This window comes from Pseudomonas sp. BNK-30 (assembly GCF_047456185.1).
In the GTDB taxonomy this organism is placed as follows: Bacteria; Pseudomonadota; Gammaproteobacteria; order Pseudomonadales; family Pseudomonadaceae; genus Aquipseudomonas; species Aquipseudomonas putida_E.
The window spans coordinates 2,541,979-2,559,642 of sequence record NZ_CP179904.1 but is presented as its reverse complement, the minus strand read 5'-3'; the positions used below and the strand labels follow the sequence as shown (position 1 = coordinate 2,559,642).

General features: G+C 65.1%; 14 protein-coding genes. 7 read left to right on the top strand and 7 right to left on the bottom strand.

Features of this window, described 5'->3' with window-relative positions:
* Position 1: 1 nt before the first annotated feature.
* Positions 2-1,312 (bottom strand): ABC transporter substrate-binding protein, encoded by a 1,311-nt coding sequence (locus tag ACMGGN_RS11955; RefSeq protein ID WP_115275206.1) that lies wholly within the window; start codon positions 1,310-1,312, stop codon positions 2-4.
* A 142-nt stretch (positions 1,313-1,454) separates the two neighbouring features.
* On the bottom strand, positions 1,455-2,360 hold the full coding sequence (locus tag ACMGGN_RS11950; RefSeq protein ID WP_046785648.1) for an AraC family transcriptional regulator: 906 nt from the start codon (positions 2,358-2,360) through the stop codon (positions 1,455-1,457).
* Between the two features lie 122 nt (positions 2,361-2,482).
* Between ACMGGN_RS11950 and ACMGGN_RS11945 the strand changes: the two genes are divergently transcribed.
* Entirely contained in the window at positions 2,483-3,196 is a 714-nt protein-coding gene (locus ACMGGN_RS11945; RefSeq protein WP_115275204.1) for a GntR family transcriptional regulator, read from the top strand.
* Between the two features lie 6 nt (positions 3,197-3,202).
* Here ACMGGN_RS11945 and ACMGGN_RS11940 read toward each other — a convergent pair whose 3' ends face one another.
* The 3 genes from ACMGGN_RS11940 to ACMGGN_RS11930 form a co-directional block, all read right to left on the bottom strand.
* Positions 3,203-4,153 (bottom strand): PDR/VanB family oxidoreductase, encoded by a 951-nt coding sequence (locus tag ACMGGN_RS11940; protein ID WP_204917671.1) that lies wholly within the window; start codon positions 4,151-4,153, stop codon positions 3,203-3,205.
* A gap of 12 nt (positions 4,154-4,165) precedes the next feature.
* Complete coding sequence (locus ACMGGN_RS11935; protein WP_204917673.1) at positions 4,166-5,233, bottom strand: aromatic ring-hydroxylating oxygenase subunit alpha; 1,068 nt, start codon at positions 5,231-5,233, stop codon at positions 4,166-4,168.
* A gap of 148 nt (positions 5,234-5,381) precedes the next feature.
* Entirely contained in the window at positions 5,382-5,852 is a 471-nt protein-coding gene (locus tag ACMGGN_RS11930) for a MarR family winged helix-turn-helix transcriptional regulator (protein ID WP_046785644.1), read from the bottom strand.
* A 199-nt stretch (positions 5,853-6,051) separates the two neighbouring features.
* Here ACMGGN_RS11930 and ACMGGN_RS11925 point away from each other — a divergent pair, with 199 nt between their 5' ends.
* The 5 genes from ACMGGN_RS11925 to ACMGGN_RS11905 all read left to right on the top strand — a co-directional run bounded on the left by ACMGGN_RS11925 (position 6,052) and on the right by ACMGGN_RS11905 (position 13,358).
* Positions 6,052-6,882 (top strand): p-hydroxycinnamoyl CoA hydratase/lyase, encoded by an 831-nt coding sequence (locus ACMGGN_RS11925; protein ID WP_039604652.1) that lies wholly within the window; start codon positions 6,052-6,054, stop codon positions 6,880-6,882.
* Positions 6,883-6,957: 75 nt separating this feature from the next.
* On the top strand, positions 6,958-8,406 hold the full coding sequence (locus ACMGGN_RS11920; protein ID WP_174141728.1) for an aldehyde dehydrogenase: 1,449 nt from the start codon (positions 6,958-6,960) through the stop codon (positions 8,404-8,406).
* A 76-nt stretch (positions 8,407-8,482) separates the two neighbouring features.
* Positions 8,483-10,366: a feruloyl-CoA synthase gene (locus ACMGGN_RS11915; protein WP_119688726.1), complete on the top strand. Its 1,884-nt coding sequence runs from the start codon at positions 8,483-8,485 to the stop codon at positions 10,364-10,366.
* Positions 10,363-11,604 (top strand): thiolase family protein, encoded by a 1,242-nt coding sequence (locus ACMGGN_RS11910; protein ID WP_237860495.1) that lies wholly within the window; start codon positions 10,363-10,365, stop codon positions 11,602-11,604. The genes ACMGGN_RS11915 and ACMGGN_RS11910 overlap by 4 nt, the downstream gene beginning before the upstream one ends.
* Positions 11,605-11,618: 14 nt before the next feature.
* A complete protein-coding gene (locus ACMGGN_RS11905; RefSeq protein WP_414156798.1) occupies positions 11,619-13,358 on the top strand; it encodes an acyl-CoA dehydrogenase family protein in 1,740 nt (579 codons plus the stop codon).
* On the opposite strand, the gene ACMGGN_RS11900 is transcribed toward ACMGGN_RS11905, so the two are convergent.
* Together ACMGGN_RS11900 and ACMGGN_RS11895 are read right to left on the bottom strand one after the other, a co-directional pair.
* On the bottom strand, positions 13,339-14,349 hold the full coding sequence (locus tag ACMGGN_RS11900) for a formylglycine-generating enzyme family protein (protein ID WP_414156797.1): 1,011 nt from the start codon (positions 14,347-14,349) through the stop codon (positions 13,339-13,341). The two genes, ACMGGN_RS11905 and ACMGGN_RS11900, sit on opposite strands and share 20 nt — an antisense overlap.
* Complete coding sequence (locus ACMGGN_RS11895; RefSeq protein WP_414156796.1) at positions 14,346-16,016, bottom strand: arylsulfatase; 1,671 nt, start codon at positions 16,014-16,016, stop codon at positions 14,346-14,348. The genes ACMGGN_RS11900 and ACMGGN_RS11895 overlap by 4 nt, the downstream gene beginning before the upstream one ends.
* Before the next feature lie 248 nt (positions 16,017-16,264).
* Here ACMGGN_RS11895 and ACMGGN_RS11890 point away from each other — a divergent pair, with 248 nt between their 5' ends.
* Positions 16,265-17,656, top strand: a complete 1,392-nt coding sequence (locus tag ACMGGN_RS11890) for an alginate export family protein (protein ID WP_119688731.1) — start codon at positions 16,265-16,267, stop codon at positions 17,654-17,656.
* Positions 17,657-17,664 lie beyond the last annotated feature (8 nt).

Sequence of the window (17,664 nt, the reverse complement as noted above, 5' to 3'; positions counted from 1 at the left end):
GCTACTTGGGATAACCGGCGCGCTTCATCTCGCGTTCGGTGGACTGCTGGGCGGCGGCAAGCACCTGGTCGACCTTCATCTGCCCGGTCAGGGCGGCGGAGAACAGCTTGCCGACCTGCGTCCCAATGGCCTGGAACTCGGGAATGGTCACCAACTGAATACCCACGTACGGCACGGGCTTGAGCGTGGGGTGGTTGGGGTCAACGCGCTTGAGCGACTCCAGCGTCACCTTGGCGAACGGCGCTGCGGCCAGGTAGGCGTCGCTGTAGGTAGAGGCGCGGGTGCCTGGTGGCACGTTGGCCACGCCTTCCTTGTCGGCCACCAGTTTGCCGTAGGCTTCAGACGTGGCCCAGGTGCTGAAGGCCTTCGCCGCGTCCTTGGCCTTGGAGCTGCTGGGGATGGCCAGCGCCCAGGAATACAGCCACGAGGCGCCCTTGTCGGTGACCTCTTTTGGCGCAAAGGTGAAGCCGACCTGGTCGGCGACCTTGCTCTGGGTCTTGTCGGTGACGAACGAGCCGGCAACGCTGGCATCGACCCACATCGCGCACTTGCCGCTGTTGAACAGTGCCAGGTTTTCGTTGAAGCCGTTGCTCGACGCGCCTGGCGGGCCGTACTGCTTCAGGGTGTCGACGTAGAAGTTCAGCGCGTTCTTCCACGCGCTGCCGGTGAATTCCGGCTGCCACTGTTCGTTGAACCAGCGTGCGCCAAAGGCATTGGCCACGGTGCCGATCAGCGCCATGTTCTCGCCCCAGCCGGCCTTGCCGCGCAGGCAGATGCCGTACTGGCCCTGGTCGGGGTGGTGGAGTTTGGCGGCAAATTCACCCAGCTGGGTCCAGGTCGGTTGCTCGGGCATGCTCAGCCCAGCGTTCTGGAACAGGTCCTTGCGGTAGTAGGTGATCGAGGCCTCGGCGTAGAAGGGCAGGGCGTACAGCGTGCCGTTGGCCGACAAGCCATTGCGCACAGACGGGAACACGTCGTCGAGGTTGTAATCGGCCGGCAGGTCCTTCATCGGCTCCAGCCAGCCTTTGGCGCCCCACAGTGCGGCTTCGTACATGCCGATGGTCAGTACGTCGAACTGCCCGCCTTGGGTGGCGATGTCGGTAGTCAGGCGCTGGCGCAGCACGTTCTCTTCAAGCACGACCCACTTGAGCCTGATGTCCGGGTGCTGCTCTTCGAACACCTTGGCCAGGCGCTGCATGCGGATCATGTCGTTGTTGTTGACCGTGGCGATGGTCAGCGTTTCGGCGCCCTGGGCCATTAGCGGCAGGCTGAGGCAGGCAGCGGCCAGGCAGGCCTTGATCGCGTCGTTCATCTATGAACTCCCTTACCGGGCCGGCTGACGGCACGGAAGACATTATTATTTTTGTGTCGCTGGCGCTGATTACACCCCCGCGTGGCGCAGCCCACAAAGCTTGGGCTGCACGCTGGCTGATACTTTTTTGCAGTTGTTGCGCTCAGTGATGGTTCTGCTCGGTCAGCCGCTGGATCACCAGGCTGCGATAGTCGGAGGGGGTCATGCCTTTGAGCTGTTGAAAGCGCCGGTTGAAATTGGACAGGTTGCTGAAGCCTGATTCGAAGCACACCCCGGTCACCGGCAGGTCGCTTTTGGCCAGCAGTTCGCAGGCCTTGCTGACCCGCAGGCGGTTGACGAACTCGACAAAACCGCGCCCGGCCGCCTGTTTGAAGAAGCGTGAGAAGTAGGTGGGGGTCATGCCCAGGTGCTCGGCCACTTCGTTCTGGGTCAAGTCCTGGGCGTAGTGCTGGAAGATGTAGTTCACCGCCCGGTTGATGCGCTCGACGTTGTGCTCGTCAGCCAGGTGCGAGGAGGTGACCGTGGACAACAACTGGTAGTCCTCGCAGCCGGCCAGCTGTTCCATGAGGATAAAAAAGTATCCAAGGCGGGTCATGCCGCGGCTGTGCGCGATGCGTTGCAACAATCGGCGGCTCTCGGCGATCAGCGCGGGGTCACGGAACTCGATGCCGTAGTGTGCGCGGGCCAGCAACGGGCTGAGCTGGTGCAGTTCAGAAAATGCCCGGCTGCCGCTGTGCAGCACCTCGTCCGTGAAATTGACCAGCATGTCGCGCTGGCTGAATACCTCCCCAGGGCCGGCCTGGCTGATCCAGTTGTGCGGCAGGTTGGGCCCTGTGAGGAAAAGCGTGTTCGGCGCGAAGCTGCCGATGTAGTCGCCGATGAACACTTTGCCGGCGCTGGCCACGATCAGGTGCAGTTCGTATTCCTTGTGGAAATGCCAGCGCACCAGCGGGCTGGGAAAGCCATGCTGGCGGTAGATCAGAGAGTCGCCCTCGTGATCGTCCATCAACTCGTAGGACGGGTCGCTGACTTTGCTCGTTCTGGGCATGGCGCTGCTGGGCTCCGAAGGACGAAGTATCATCGTAGCCTGAACAGGGCAGGTGTCACAGAGCGCCAAGCGCGCCCGCGCTTGCGGTAAGATGCACGCTTCTGTCTCTGGAACCTCCCTGGATGAGCAAGCCCGGTCAAATGGTGCTGATCGCGTTGCGCAAGATGATCGCCTCGGGCGAACTGGCGGCTGGCGCGCGGCTGATGGAAGTGCCTACCGCCGAACGGTTCGGCGTCTCACGCATGCCCGTACGCATGGCGTTTCGTACCCTGGAGCAGGAGGGCTTGCTGGTGCGTTGCGGCGGCCGTGGCTTCCAGGTGCGTTCGGTCAGCGCCGACGACATTGCCGGCGCGGTGGAGGTGCGCGGTGTGCTCGAAGGCCTGGCTGCCCGCCAGGCCGCTGAGCGCGGCCTGCTGCCCGCGGCGCGCGAGGCGCTGCAGCGCTGCCTGGTCGAAGGCGACCTGTTGTTCGACAAGGGGTATGTGACCGAAGAGGACTTGCACGCCTATCACGACCTGAACATGCGCTTTCACCAGGTGATCGTCGAGGCCAGCCACAACCCGGCCATCGCCGATGCCCTGGCGCGCAACGACCACTTGCCGTTCGCTTCGGTCACTGCGCTGGCGGTGGACCGTCACGACCTCGCCCGTGAATTCCGGCGCTTCAACTTCGCGCACATGCAGCACCATGCGGTGTTCGATGCGCTCACCCACGGCCAGGGTGCCCGCGCCGAGGCGATCATGCGCGAACATGCCAATGCCACGTTGCGCTATGCCGAAACCTTTGGCGCGGCCACGGCGGACGAGGGCATGAAGGTGATCCTGCCCCCGTCCTGAGGCGTTTTACAGGTCCAGTACCAGCAGGGGCGTCTTCGCCCGCGAACAGCACGGCGTGAATTGGTCGTTCAGGGCCTGTTCCTGCTCGGTGAGGAACAGGTCGCGGTGCTCTGGCGTGCCCTGCAGCACACGCGTCAGGCAGGTGCCGCAAATACCCTGTTCACAGGAGACGGCGATCTCGATGCCGTGGCGTTCCAGCACCTGCACCACGCTCTGGTCGGCCGGCACCTCGAACACTTGGCCGGTGCTGCCTACCTGCACCGAGAAGCTGCCGTCGTCGCTGTTTGCAACCGGCGCTGCGGCGAAGTACTCGCGGTGCAGGTTGGCCTGCTGCCACCCCAACTGCTTGGCAGTGTCCAGCACGTGCTGCATGAAGCCGCCAGGCCCGCACACGTAAAGGTGCACATCGCCCTGCGGGCTGCCCAGCACTTGGGCGATGTCCAGGGCGGTCTCCGGCTGCTCGTCAAAATGTACGAACAGGCGGTCAGCGAAGGGTGCGGCGCTCAGGCGCTCGACAAAGGCTGCGCGGTCGCTGGAGCGTGCACAGTAGTGCAATTCGAAATCGTCGCCGTTGCAGGCCAGTTGCTCCGCCATGCACAGCAGGGGCGTTATGCCGATGCCACCGGCGAACAGCAGGCTGCGCCGGGCGCCCTGGGCCAGCGGGAACAGGTTGCGTGGGGCGCTGATGCGCAGGCGGTGGCCAGCCTGCACCTGCTCGTGAAGGCTGCGCGAACCGCCGCGTGAGGCGGGGTCGTTGAGCACGCCGATCAGGTAGCGGTGGCGTTCTGCTGGGTGGTTGCACAGGGAATACTGGCGCACCAGCCCGTCCGGCAGGTGCACATCGATGTGCGCGCCGGCGCTGAAGGGCGGCAGTGGGCTGCCATCGGCGGCCGCCAGCTCGAAGCTGCAGATGCCCTGGGCTTCGTCGTTGCGGGATACCACTACGGCATCGATCATGGCGCGGGCTCCTCAGGCGGGGGTGGTGTGGGTGGCGATCACGTGCGGTTTGGGCGCGTGCTCTTTGGCGATCAGCCGCTCCAGCACCTTGCGCGCCTGTACGCCGCCGGCGTCGATGTTGAGCTTGAGCAGGTTGCGCTCGGGGTAGGCGAGCAGGTTCTGCTGCTGGCGTTCGAGCATTTCCAGGTCTTCGCTGAAAATCTTGCCCTGGCCTTCGCGGATGCTCGCGGTCAGGGCCTGATCGTGGGCGGCAAAATTGCGCGCCATGCCCCAGAAGTACCAGATCGAGGTGTCGCTCTCGGGGGTGATGAAATCGACCACGATGCTCGAGGCCTTGTGCTCGGCCGGGGCGTGGTAGCCGCCGTGGCCTGCATGGGCCACGCCCACCTCGATCAGTACATGGCTGGGCGGGGTGAAGCGGCAGATCTGCCAGCGGTCCACCGGCACGTCATCGGCCAGGCCGTTGCCGCGCAGGGCCATGCGCCAGAAGGGCGGCGGCATGATGTTTTCCATGTGCCGGGCGGTGACCACTTCGTCGCCGCTCACCGTGGTGGCCGGGGGCGCCTCGTCGATTTCCTTCTGGCCGATGCTGGAGGCGTGCACATAGGTTTCATGGGTGAGGTCCATGAGGTTGTCGATCATCAGGCGGTAATCGCAACCGATGTGGAACAACCCGCCGCCATAGGCCCATTCGTCGCTGGCCGCCCACGGCAGGTGCGGGATCAGGGCCGGGTCAGCCTGGGTTTGGTCACCGGGCCAGACCCAGATGAAGCCATGGCGCTCGACCACGGCGAAGGCCTTGTTGCAGGGGAAGCCCCGCACCCGTTGGCCAGGCATGGCGACGGCTTTGCCATCACAGCCCATGACCAGCCCGTGGTAGCCGCACACCAGGTTGCCGTTTTCGACAAAGCCCAGCGACAAGGGCGCGCCGCGGTGCGGGCAAAAGTCTTCTACGGCGGCGACGCGGTTTTCGTTACCACGGTAGAACACGATCTTCTCCCCGCAAATCTGCCGGCCCAAGGGCTTCTCGGCGATTTCGTCAGGGGTGCAGGCGACGTACCAGGTGTTTTTCGGGTACATGAAGGACCTCCAATTGTTGTTGTTATTTAATGGATCCATTAAGGCCTGAGCTGAAAGGCTGGTCAATGGTTAATCCCAACAAAAATTGGAGGCTGTGCGATTATCGTACGCTTAATGGATCCATTTGGCGGATTGGGGATGAATGGCCCTATTCCTTGTAAATTTTCGTCAGCAGCCGCAGCAGTTCTGTGCGCTCGGCTTCTTCAAGGCTGCCAGTAGCCTCCCGATCGCTGTCGCTGGCGATCTGTTTGAGCTCCTTGAGCATCGCTTCGCCCGACTTGCTCAAGAAAATCCCGTAAGAGCGCTTGTCCGGCTTGCACCGCACTCGCACGGCCAGCGCACGCTCTTCCAGTTTGTTCAGCAGCGGCACCACCTGCGGCGGCTCGATCGCCAAGGCGCGCGCCAGGTCCGCCTGCATCAGGCCCGGGTTCTGCTCGATGATCGCCAGCGCAGAGAACTGCGCCGGGCGCAGGTCGTAGGCCGCCAGCCGGCTGATCAGGTGCTGGAACAGCTTCAGCTGGGCGCGGCGCAACGCGTAACCGAGCAGGTCCTCAAGGACCGTGTCGCCAGGGGGCGTGGGCAGGGAAGCGGTGTCGTCGGTTCGGGCAGACCTTGCCATCGGATTGCATGCTCCTGTGTCATGAGTAAGAAAGTTACCCAGTTTGCCTGCGCTGGCTCAATCCGGCTAGTGAAGCTCAGGCTAAAAAGCTTCTCAACCGGCTGGAAGGCAAAGATAATTTTCATAATAGTTAATTGACATAACTAATTTGCCGGATTAGTTTGATGGTCACCACCTCGAACAACAAGAGTGCAGAACCATGAGCAAATACGAAGGCCGCTGGACCACCGTGAAGGTCGAACTGGAGTCGGGCATCGCCTGGGTAACCCTCAACCGCCCGGAAAAACGCAATGCCATGAGCCCCACCCTGAACCGGGAAATGGTCGACGTGCTGGAAACCCTGGAGCAGGACGCCGACGCCGGCGTGCTGGTGCTGACCGGGGCCGGTGAGTCGTGGACTGCAGGTATGGACCTCAAGGAATACTTCCGCGAGGTCGACGCCGGCCCCGAAATCCTTCAGGAAAAAATCCGCCGTGAAGCCTCGCAATGGCAATGGAAGCTGCTGCGCATGTACGCCAAGCCGACCATCGCCATGGTCAACGGCTGGTGCTTCGGCGGCGGTTTCAGCCCGCTGGTGGCCTGCGACCTGGCCATCTGCGCCGACGAGGCCACCTTCGGCCTGTCGGAAATCAACTGGGGCATCCCGCCCGGCAACCTGGTCAGCAAGGCGATGGCCGATACCGTTGGCCATCGCCAGTCGCTGTACTACATCATGACCGGCAAGACCTTCGGCGGTACCAAAGCCGCCGAGATGGGCCTGGTCAACGAGAGCGTACCGCTGGCCCAGCTGCGCGAGACGACCCGCGAGCTGGCGCTGAACCTGCTGGAGAAGAACCCAGTGGTGCTGCGTGCAGCCAAGAACGGCTTCAAGCGTTGCCGCGAACTGACCTGGGAGCAGAACGAAGACTACCTCTACGCCAAACTCGACCAGTCCCGCCTGCTGGACACCGAGGGCGGTCGCGAGCAGGGCATGAAGCAGTTCCTCGACGACAAGTCCATCAAGCCGGGCCTGCAGGCTTACAAACGCTGAGGGCCGGGGCGGGCTGTGCCGCCACTGGCCACAGCCTGCGGATATTTCTCTACAACCACAACAAGAGGGATGAGCATGTTGCAGGTGCCTTTGCTGATTGGCGGGCAGTCGCGCCCCGCCAGCGATGGACGAACCTTCCAGCGTTGCAACCCGGTCACCGGTGAGGTGGTGTCGCAAGCCGCTGCCGCCACGCTGGCCGATGCCGATGCCGCGGTGGCCGCCGCCAGCGCAGCGTTCCCGGCCTGGGCCGCGCTGGCGCCCGGTGAGCGGCGCAGCCGCTTGCTGGCCGGCGCCGACCTGCTGCAGGCGCGGGCTGCCGAGTTCATCGCCGCGGCCGGCGAAACCGGGGCCATGGCCAACTGGTATGGCTTCAACGTGAAGCTGGCCGCCAACATGCTGCGCGAAGCTGCGGCCATGACCACGCAGATTACCGGTGAGGTCATCCCCTCGGATGTGCCCGGCAGCTTCGCCATGGCCCTGCGCGCCCCGTGCGGTGTGGTGCTGGGCATCGCGCCGTGGAACGCCCCGGTGATCCTCGCCACGCGGGCCATCGCCATGCCGCTGGCCTGTGGCAACACCGTAGTGCTCAAGGCCTCCGAGGTCAGCCCGGCGGTGCACCGATTGATCGGCCAGGTGCTCCACGATGCAGGCTTGGGCGATGGCGTGGTCAATGTGATCAGCAATGACCCGGCCGATGCGCCCGCCATCGTCGAGCGGCTGATCGCCAACCCTGCGGTGCGCCGCGTCAATTTCACCGGCTCCACCCAGGTGGGGCGCATTGTCGGCGAGCTGGCTGCACGGCACCTGAAACCTGCCTTGCTCGAACTGGGCGGCAAGGCGCCGCTGTTGGTGCTCGATGACGCCGACCTGGACGCCGCCGTCGAAGCTGCAGCGTTTGGGGCCTACTTCAACCAGGGCCAGATCTGCATGTCCACCGAGCGCCTGGTGGTCGACAACCGCATCGCCGACACCTTCGTCGACAAGCTGGCGGCCAAGGTCGGCGGGCTGCGCGCAGGTGACCCGCAGGTGAGCACGTCGGTGCTCGGTTCGCTGGTCAGCGGTGCGGCCGGCGAGCGCATCAAGGCGCTGATCGACGATGCCGTGGCCAAGGGCGCACGCCTGGTATGCGGCGGCCAGCTGGACGGCAGCATTTTGCAGCCCACCCTGTTGGACAACGTCGACGCAAGCATGCGCCTGTACCACGAAGAGTCCTTCGGGCCGGTGGCAGTGGTGCTGCGCGCCGAGGGCGATGAAGCCTTGCTGACGCTGGCCAACGACTCCGAGTTCGGTTTGTCGTCGGCCATCTTCAGCCGCGACACCAGCCGTGCGCTGGCCTTGGCCCAGCGTGTGGAGTCGGGTATCTGCCACATCAACGGCCCGACCGTGCATGACGAGGCGCAGATGCCCTTCGGTGGGGTCAAGGCCAGCGGCTACGGCAGCTTCGGCAGCCGCACCGCCATCGATCAATTCACCCAGCTGCGCTGGGTCACCCTCCAGCATGGCCCCAGGCATTACCCCATCTAGGCAACGCGCACCATCGGCCGCCGCCCGCACCGCCGGGCGGCGGCAGGCTGTACAACAATAACAAGGAGCAACCTGCGTGAATAACCAAGCCCGCACAGGGGCGACCGCCCCTGGTCAAAGCCCGCGCTACCGGCAGGTGTCCATCGGGCATCCCCAGGTGCAGTTCAGCGAGGCCGACGGCATCCTGCGCATGCAGGCCGTCGAGCCCCTGGCGCCGCTGCCGGCGCGCCTGCTTGACCGGCTGCTGCACTGGGCCGCACAGCGCCCGGACACCACCTTCATTGCCGCGCGTCAGCCCGACGGTGCCTGGCGCACAATCACCTACGCGCAGATGCTCGTGCAGGTACGTACCATCGCCGCCAACCTGCTGGGCTTTGGCCTGAGCGCCGAGCGGCCGCTGGCGCTTTTTTCCGGCAACGATATCGAGCACCTGCAGATCGCCTTGGGCGCCATGTACGCCGGCATCCCGTATTGCCCGGTGTCGCCGGCCTACGCGCTACTGTCCCAGGACTTTGCCAAGCTGCGGCATGTGTGCGAGGTACTGACGCCGGGGTTGGTGTTCGCCACCGACACCCAGCCGTTCCAGCGTGCCTTCGACGCCGTGCTGGACCCATCGGTGGCGGTGGTGAGCGTGCGCGGCCAGGCCGCCGGCCGCCGGCACCTGAGCTTCGACAGCCTGCTGCAGCCGGGCGACCTTGCACCAGCCGATGCGGCGTTTGCCGCCACCGGGCCCGACACCATCGCCAAGTTCCTCTTCACCTCCGGCTCCACCAAGCTGCCCAAGGCGGTCGTCACCACCCAACGCATGCTGTGCGCCAACCAGCAGATGCTGTTGCAGACCTTCCCGGTGTTCGCAGAAGAGCCGCCGGTGCTGGTGGACTGGCTGCCGTGGAACCACACCTTCGGCGGCAGCCACAACCTGGGCATCGTGCTGTACAACGGCGGCAGCTTCTACCTGGACGCCGGCAAGCCCACCCCGCAAGGCTTCGGCGAAACCTTGCGCAACCTGCGCGAGATTTCCCCCACAGCCTACCTGACCGTGCCCAAGGGCTGGGAAGAACTGGTCAAGGCGCTGGAGCAGGACGCACAGTTGCGTGAAGTGTTCTTTGCCCGCATGAAGCTGTTCTTCTTCGCCGCAGCCGGGCTTTCACAAAGCGTGTGGGACCGCCTGGACCGCATTGCCGAGCAGCACTGTGGCGAGCGTATCCGCATGATGGCTGGCCTTGGCATGACCGAAGCGGCGCCATCCTGCACGTTCACCACCGGGCCATTGTCGCTGGCAGGCTACGTGGGCTTGCCGGCACCGGGGTGCGAAGTGAAGCTGGTGCCGCTGGACGGCAAGCTGGAGGCGCGCTTTCGCGGCCCGCACATCATGCCCGGCTACTGGCGTTCGCCGCAGCAAACGGCCGAGGCGTTCGATGACGAGGGCTTTTACTGCTCGGGCGATGCCTTGAAGCTCGCCGATGCGCAGCAGCCCGAACAGGGCCTGATGTTCGATGGGCGTATTGCCGAAGACTTCAAGTTGTCGTCGGGGGTGTTCGTCAGTGTCGGGCCGCTGCGTAACCGTGCGGTGCTCGAAGGCTCACCCTATGTGCAGGACATCGTGGTGGCTGCGCCGGACCGCGAATGCCTGGGCATCCTGGTGTTCCCGCGTCTGCCCGAATGCCGGCAACTGGCCGGGCTACCGGCTGCGGCCAGCGATGCCGAAGTGCTCGGCAGCGGCGCGGTGCGCAGCTGGTTCGCCGCTTGGCTGGAGCGCCTGAACCGTGACGCCCAGGGCAACGCCAGCCGGATCGAATGGTTGTCACTGCTGGTAGAGCCGCCATCGATCGACGCCGGGGAGATCACCGACAAAGGCTCGATCAACCAGCGTGCGGTGTTGCAGCGCCGGGCTGACAAGGTAGAGGCGCTGTACCGTGGCGAAGACCCAACCGTGCTGCCCGCGCAGGCGCGCCCGTGAGCAGCGCCGGGCTGTGCACTGTGTTCGACGATGTGGCCATCGTGCAGATGGTGCGCACGCCGTGGGTCGACCTCGGCGGTGCGCTCGCCGCGGTTTCACCGATCGACCTGGGCATCAAGGCCGGGCGGGCGGTGCTGGCGCGCGCCGGCATCAGCCCGCAGGCGGTGGACAGCGTGCTGGCCGGCAGCATGGCCCAGGCCAGTTTCGATGCGTACCTGCTGCCGCGCCATGTCGGGCTGTACTGCGGGGTGCCGCAAGCCGTGCCCGCGCTGGCAGTGCAGCGCATCTGCGGCACCGGTCTCGAGCTGCTGCGCCAGGCCGGGGAGCAGTTGCGCAGTGGTGTGCAGCAGGTGCTGTGCGTGGGCGCCGAGTCGATGTCGCGCAACCCGATCGCGGCGTATGAACACCGTGGCGGCTTTCGCCTTGGCGCGCCGGTAGGGTTCAAGGATTTTCTCTGGGAGGCGCTGTACGACCCGGCTGCCGGGGTGGACATGATCGGTACCGCAGAAAACCTGGCACGCGCGCATGGCCTTGGCCGAGAGACCGTGGATGCTTGGGCGCTGCGCAGCCATCAGCGTGCGCTGCAAGCCCAGCAGCAGGGCTGGTTCGACGAGGAAATCGTCGAGGTCACGGCAGAGGCTTTCAGTGCTGAAGGCTGCCTGCCACGTGGCATCGAACTGCCACGCGGCGTGGCCCACGTCAGCCACGACAGCCACCCGCGGCCGACCGATGCCACAGCGCTGGCCCGCCTGCGTGCGGTGCACGCCGGTGGCGTGCAAACCGCCGGCAACAGTTGTGCAGTGGTCGATGGCGCGGCGGCGGCGTTGGTGACGCGTTTTTCCGCGTGCACCCAGCCACCGTTGGCACGCTTGCTGATGGCCACGGCCGTGGGCGTGCCCCCCAGCACCATGGGCATTGGGCCGGCCCCGGCCATTGCCTTGCTGCTCGAACGCAGTGGCCTGCGCCTGGAGCAGATCGACCGCTTCGAAATCAACGAAGCGCAAGCCGCCCAGGTACTGGCAGTGGCCCAAGCGCTGCAACTGGATGTGGAAAAACTCAACGTGCATGGCGGTGCCATCGCCCTGGGCCACCCCTTGGCTGCCACCGGCCTGCGCCTGGTGCACACCCTGGCCCGTCAGTTGCGCCAGGGCAACCTGCGTTATGGCATCGCTGCGGCCTGCATCGGCGGCGGCCAAGGCATGGCGGTGCTGATCGAAAACCCCCACTTCGCGGCTTGAATCCGAGGACTCCCATGGCTTGGAAGGCTCCCCTGCAGGACATGCAATTCGTGCTGGAGCATTGGCTTAGGGCCGAACAGGAGTGGCAGCACCTGCCAGCCTACGCCGACGTCGATCTCGAGCTGGCCCTGCAAGTGCTGCAGGAGGCCGCCCGCTTCAGCGAACAGGCACTGGCGCCGTTGAATGCACCGGGCGACCGCCAGGGCTGCCGCCTGGAGCAGGGCAGGGTGCGCACACCGGACGGCTTTGCGGCGGCCTATCGGGCTTACGTGGACGGCGGCTGGCCGGCGCTGGCCTGTGAGCCCCGGTTCGGCGGCCAGGGCTTGCCGTTGGTGCTGGATGCGGCGGTTCAGGAGATGCTCTTTGCCAGCAACCATGGCTGGGCCATGTACACCGGCATCGCCCATGGCGCCTACCTGTGCCTTAAGGCCCATGGCAGCGACCAATTGCAGGCGCGTTACCTGCCCGGCATCGTCAGCGGCGCAAGCCTGCCCACCATGTGCCTGACCGAGCCGCAGGCCGGCAGTGACCTTGCCTTGCTGCGCTGTCGTGCCGAACCGCTGGGCGACGGCAGCTACGCGGTCACCGGCAACAAGCTGTTCATTTCCGGGGGCGACCACGACCTGACCCGCGACATCCTGCACCTGGTGCTGGCGCGTTTGCCCGATGCACCGGCAGGCAGCCGTGGGCTGTCATTGCTGCTGGTGCCCAACGGGTTGGAGGGCGGTGTGGGCAACGGGGTGCAGTGCGATGGCCTTGAGCACAAACTGGGCATTCGCGGCAGCGCCACCTGTGCGCTGCGCTTCGAGGGGGCCAAGGGCTGGCTGGTGGGGCAGGCGCACGGTGGCCTGGCGGCCATGTTCGTGATGATGAATTCCGCCAGGTTGCACGTCGGCCTGCAAGGGTTGGGGCACGCCGAAGCGGCTTGGCAACTGGCCCGTGACTACGCACTGGAGCGTCGCCAGATGCGCGCCCCCGGGCATTCGCCGGGCGCCGCTGCCGACCCCATCCACCTGCACCCCGCCATGCGCCTGACGCTACTGGAGTTGCGGGTGCGCACCGAAGGCATGCGCAGCCTGGGATACTGGACGGCGCACTGGCTGGATGTGGCCGACGCCTCTAATGACCCTGCCCAGCGTGCCAAAGCGTCGACCCTGGCGGCGTTGCTGACGCCGATCATCAAGGCGGCGTTCACCGACTATGGTTTCAGCCTGTCGAGCAAAGCGCTGCAGGTGTTTGGCGGCTATGGCTACACCTGCGAATTCCCCATCGAGCAGGTGCTGCGCGACAGCCGGATTGCGATGATCTACGAAGGCACCAACGAAATTCAGGCCAACGACCTGTTGTTGCGCAAAGTGCTGGGCGATAGTGGTGAAGGCTTTGCGCTGCTGCTGGGCGAGCTGCGTGCCGAGGCCGGGGCCGGCCAGGGCGGCGCTGCCGAGGCGCTCGGTATGGTCTGCGACCGGTTGCAAGGGGTGGTTGCCGAGGTCGAGCGTAGTGCTGCGCACGGCCCGGAATACCCCTACCGCGCGGCCGGGGCGTTCCTGCAGTTGTGCGCCACGGCACTGCAGGCCTTTGCCTGGGCCCGCACCGTTCGCTGCCTCGAGGCGTTGCCGGCCGATGCGTCGCTACGGCGCGAGAAGCACGAAAGCGCCACCTTCTTTTTCAACTATCTGCTGCCAGACTTCGACCGGCAGGTGGCAGCCGTCGAGGCGGCCGCCTGCCCATTGCCGTTCATTGGCGAACCGTTCTGAACCCCACGTGCGAGGTCGCGATAAAGGCCGGCTGAGGCTGGCGCGCCGAGGGCCGGTAACGCATGCACAGGTCTGCCGAGCACAGGTGCGAGCCGCCTTTGATCACCGCCACCGGTATGCCCGGCTCGGCGGGGTCGTAGCTTTCGCTCAAGGCGGGGCCGGGCGGGTCCAAGGCCGCGTCGCGTTGCGCATCGTGGCCCGGGCGATAACCGGTGCGGGTCAGCTCCCAGACATTGCCCCCCGCATCGAACACGCCGAACCGGTTGGCCGGGAAGCAGCCCACCGGTGAGGTACCGGTGAAGCCGTCAGCGGCCGTGTTGTTGTAGGGGAACTGGCCCTGCCAGGTGTTGGCCATCAGCTTGCCCTTGGGCAGCTCAGTCTTGCCCCAACTGAAGTCGGCATCTTCCAGCCCGCCACGCATGGCGTATTCCAGTTGCGCTTCGCTGGGCAGGGCACGGCCAGCCCAGCGCGCGTAGGCTTGTGCATCTTCCAGTGTCACTTGCACCACCGGGTGGTTTTCAAGCCCTGCCAGGTCACTGCCAGGGCCCTGCGGGTGTCGCCAGCTGGCCCCTGGCACAAACTGCCAGCCCGGGTTGAGCACCTTCGGCCCCTGCTGGAACACCATTGCGCCCGGCACGCGCAGCGTGTCGGGCAGGGTGGGGTCCACCTCGGCGCTGATGCCCCGTTCGGCCTGTGTAAGGTAACCGGTAACTGCCACGAACCGGGCGAACTGGGCGTTGGTGACCGGGTGCCTGTCGACCCAGAAGCCCGACACCTTTGCCGCGTGTGGCGGGCCTTCTTCATCGTAGAAACGGTCGGAACCGAAGATGAACGCGCCGCCCGGCACGTGCACCATGCCATCGTGCCTGGCGGGCAAGCCGCTGTAGCCCTCGCACAGCAGTACCGGCGCCGGGGCTTGTGGCCAGGCGCCGTAGGCCACGGCGAGTAAGCCGGCGGCGACCAACGCGCAACCGGCTACCCGCGCAATCATGGCTTGCTGGCCAGGGGCATGGCGGGGCTTGCCGGGCGCCCGTCAGCGTCGATGGCGATATTGCTGCGTTGGGCATAGGCCTTCCAGTCGCGCAGCAGGTCGCTCACCTGCCGGGGGTGTGCGGCTGCGATGTCATGGTGCTCGCCAGGGTCGTTGCTCAGGTCGTACAGGTGCCAGGCCGGGGTGCCATCGGTGGCATCCCACAGCAGTTTCATCGGCCCTTTGCGCAACGAGGCGCTGCCGTTGATTTCCCAGCCCAGGGCCTCGTCATGGGCGTGGATCCGGGTGTCCTTGCCTTGCAGGTAGTCCAGCGCCGAGGTGCCCTGCGGCGGAACGATGGCGCGGTCGCGGTAGTTGATGCCGGGCATCGGCGCGCCGGCCAGTTGCAGCAGCGTCGGCATGATGTCCCTGACACTGGCCAGTTCATCGCTGCGCCCGGCCTTGATGGTGGCCGGGTGGTAAACGAAGGCGGGCACGCGGATGCCGCCCTGGTAGGTGGTCATCTTGTAGCGGCGGCTGGGCAGGGCGCTGACCTGGGCCCAGGCCGAGCCGATCATCAGGAACGAATCACGCCGCCCGTAGTTGGCCAGGCGGGTATCGAAGTTTTCCTTGATCCAGTTGGGGTCGACGCGGGTGGCATTTTCCGGCCCGTTGTCGGACATGAACAGCACCAGTGTGTTGTCCAGTTCACCGGTTTTGCGCAGGTGGTCGACCAGGCGCCCGACCTCGGCATCCAGGGCCGCCACCATGGCCGCGTAGACCTCCATGGTGCGCGCCGATTGCTGTTGCTGCTGTTTTGTCAGTGATGCCCAGCCCGGTACGCCCTCCAGTTGCGGCTCCAGCGGGAAGTCCGCTGGCACCAGCCCGGCCTTGCGCTGACGCGCCAGGCGCTCGCGGGCAATCACCTCATAACCTTGGTCGTAGCGGCCGCGGTATTGCGCCAGGTATTCATCCGGTGCCTGCAAGGGCCAGTGCGGCGCGGTGTAGGCGGCAAAGGCAAAGAAGGGTTTGTTGCTGGCCTTGCCGTCGTCGATGGCGGCGATGAGGCGGTCGGTGAACCAGGTCGTGGAGTAGAAGTCGTCGGGCAGTTCGATGGGCTCGCCATTGTGGCGGAAGGTCGAGCTGTAGTTGGGCTGCAGCGCCATGTTGGCCTGCTTGAAATGCGCGGCGCCCCCTTCGAGCAGCACGTAGGCCTGGTCGAAACCACGGTTCTGGGGCTGCTGCGCGGGCTGCATGCCCAGGTGCCATTTGCCGGAGATGTAGGTGCGGTAGCCAGCATCGTGCAGCAGTTCTGCCAGGGTGGCGACATTGCTGCCCAGGACCCCTTCGTAACCGGCGCGCACCTGAGCGCCGGCCGGCAAGCGTTTGCGTGCTTCGGCCATCATGCCCAGCCCGGCCAGGTGCGGGTCGTTGCCAGACATCAGCATGGCGCGGGTAGGGGAGCAGCTTGGCGCGGCATGGAAGTCCAGCATCAGGCGGCCGTCGGTCAGCAGTTTGTCCAGGTTGGGCGTCTGGATTTCGCTGCCCAGGGCCGACAGGTCCGAGAAGCCGAGGTCATCGGCGACGATCAGCAGAATGTTTGGTTGTTTAACGGTTGGCGTGGCCATGGCCTGGCTTGCGCCGAGCATGAGCAAGCCGAGAGCGGCAAGAGGTTTGAGGCAGTTCATGGGGATGCTCTTTTTGTTTTGATTAGAGTCGTGGCGGCGTGCCCGCAAGGTAGAGAGCCCGCAACGTCCATGGTAACGGCCATTTCTACGGCTGCGCAGGCGCCTGTGAAAAAAACGTTCGATAAACGAACGCTGGATCTGCCTGATATCAGGTAGTTTCAATCACCCTATTGACGGCAAGATGGTTAACAAAAATAATCGTTAACAGAGTTATCCAATTTCATAAAAACAAGTAAAGGGAAATTCTGATGACCAGGCCGTTGAACCGGTGGTGGGTGCCCGTTGTACTGCTTTCGATAGGCCAATGCGTGCAGGCGGCCAGTCCGCTTGAACAGAGCCGGCCAGGCCGGCCCGGCGCGCCTCGCTGGGTTGAGGACTATCGGTTCCTGGATGCCCCGGCCAAGGCCAGCGACCCATTCGATGGGGTGCGCTACCATCGCTTGTCCGAGTCGGCCTGGCTGCAGCTGGGGGCCGAAGCCCGTTACCGGGCCGATGTATTCAACAAGCCTTTTTTCGGCTTGCGCGGGTTGAACGACGACTCCTATTTGATGCAGCGCTTGCAGGCGCACGCCGACCTGCATCTGTTCGATGATGCTGTGCGCACCTTCGTCCAGGTGGAGAACACCCGGGCGTTCGGCAAGGACCTGTACTCCCCAAATGATGAAAGCCGCAATGAAGTGCGCCAGGCCTTCGTCGATTTCAACCATGATTTTGCCCAGGGGCGTTACACCACCCGCATCGGCCGCCAGGAGATGGGGCTTGGCGACCAGGCTTGGGTCACCTACCGGGACTCGCCCAACATCCGCTTGAGCTTCGACGGCGTGCGCGCCAGCCTCAACCTCAAGGACGGCCGCAAGCTCGACGCCTTCGCGTTTCGGCCGCTCAAGACCGGCGAGGACAGCTGGGACGATGGCAGCAACAATGCAGTCAAGTTCTATGGCCTGTATGGCACCTTGCCGCTGACGGCGGCCTGGAACATCGACCTGTTCGCCTTCGGCCTTGAAACCGATGACCGCAGCCTGGCCGGTGAAGCGGGCGACGAGCAACGCTATACCTTTGGCACGCGGGTGTTTGGCCGCCAGCAGGCGCTGGACTGGAGCTGGAACCTGGCCGGGCAGACCGGGCACCTGGGCAATGCCTCGATTCGTGCCTGGGCGCTGTCCAGCGATACCGGCTACACCTTCGCGCACGCCTGGCAGCCCCGGCTGGGCATGCGCATCGACGCCGCCAGCGGGGACCGCGAGCTGGGCGATGGCAAGGTCAACACCTTCGACCCGCTGTTCCCGCGCAACGGCGTTTATGGTGAGGCCAGCCTGACCACCTTGAGCAACATCATCGTGGTGGGGCCGACGTTCGGCTTTTCACCTTGGCGTACCTTGCGCTTCGAACCGGGCGTCTTCGAAGTGTGGAAGCAGCGTGCAGAAGACGGTGTGTACATGCCCGGCATGAGTATGTTGGCCAATACCCGTGGCACCGGGCGCCATGTGGGCACCATCTACCGTGCCAACACCCGTTGGCTGGCAACACCCAACCTGACCCTGGACGTCGACCTGAAGTACTACGACGTCAGTTCCGCCATCAAGGACGCCGGAGGGGAAGATTCTTCGTTCATCTCGTTACGTGCCACGTTCAGGCTTTGATCCTAACC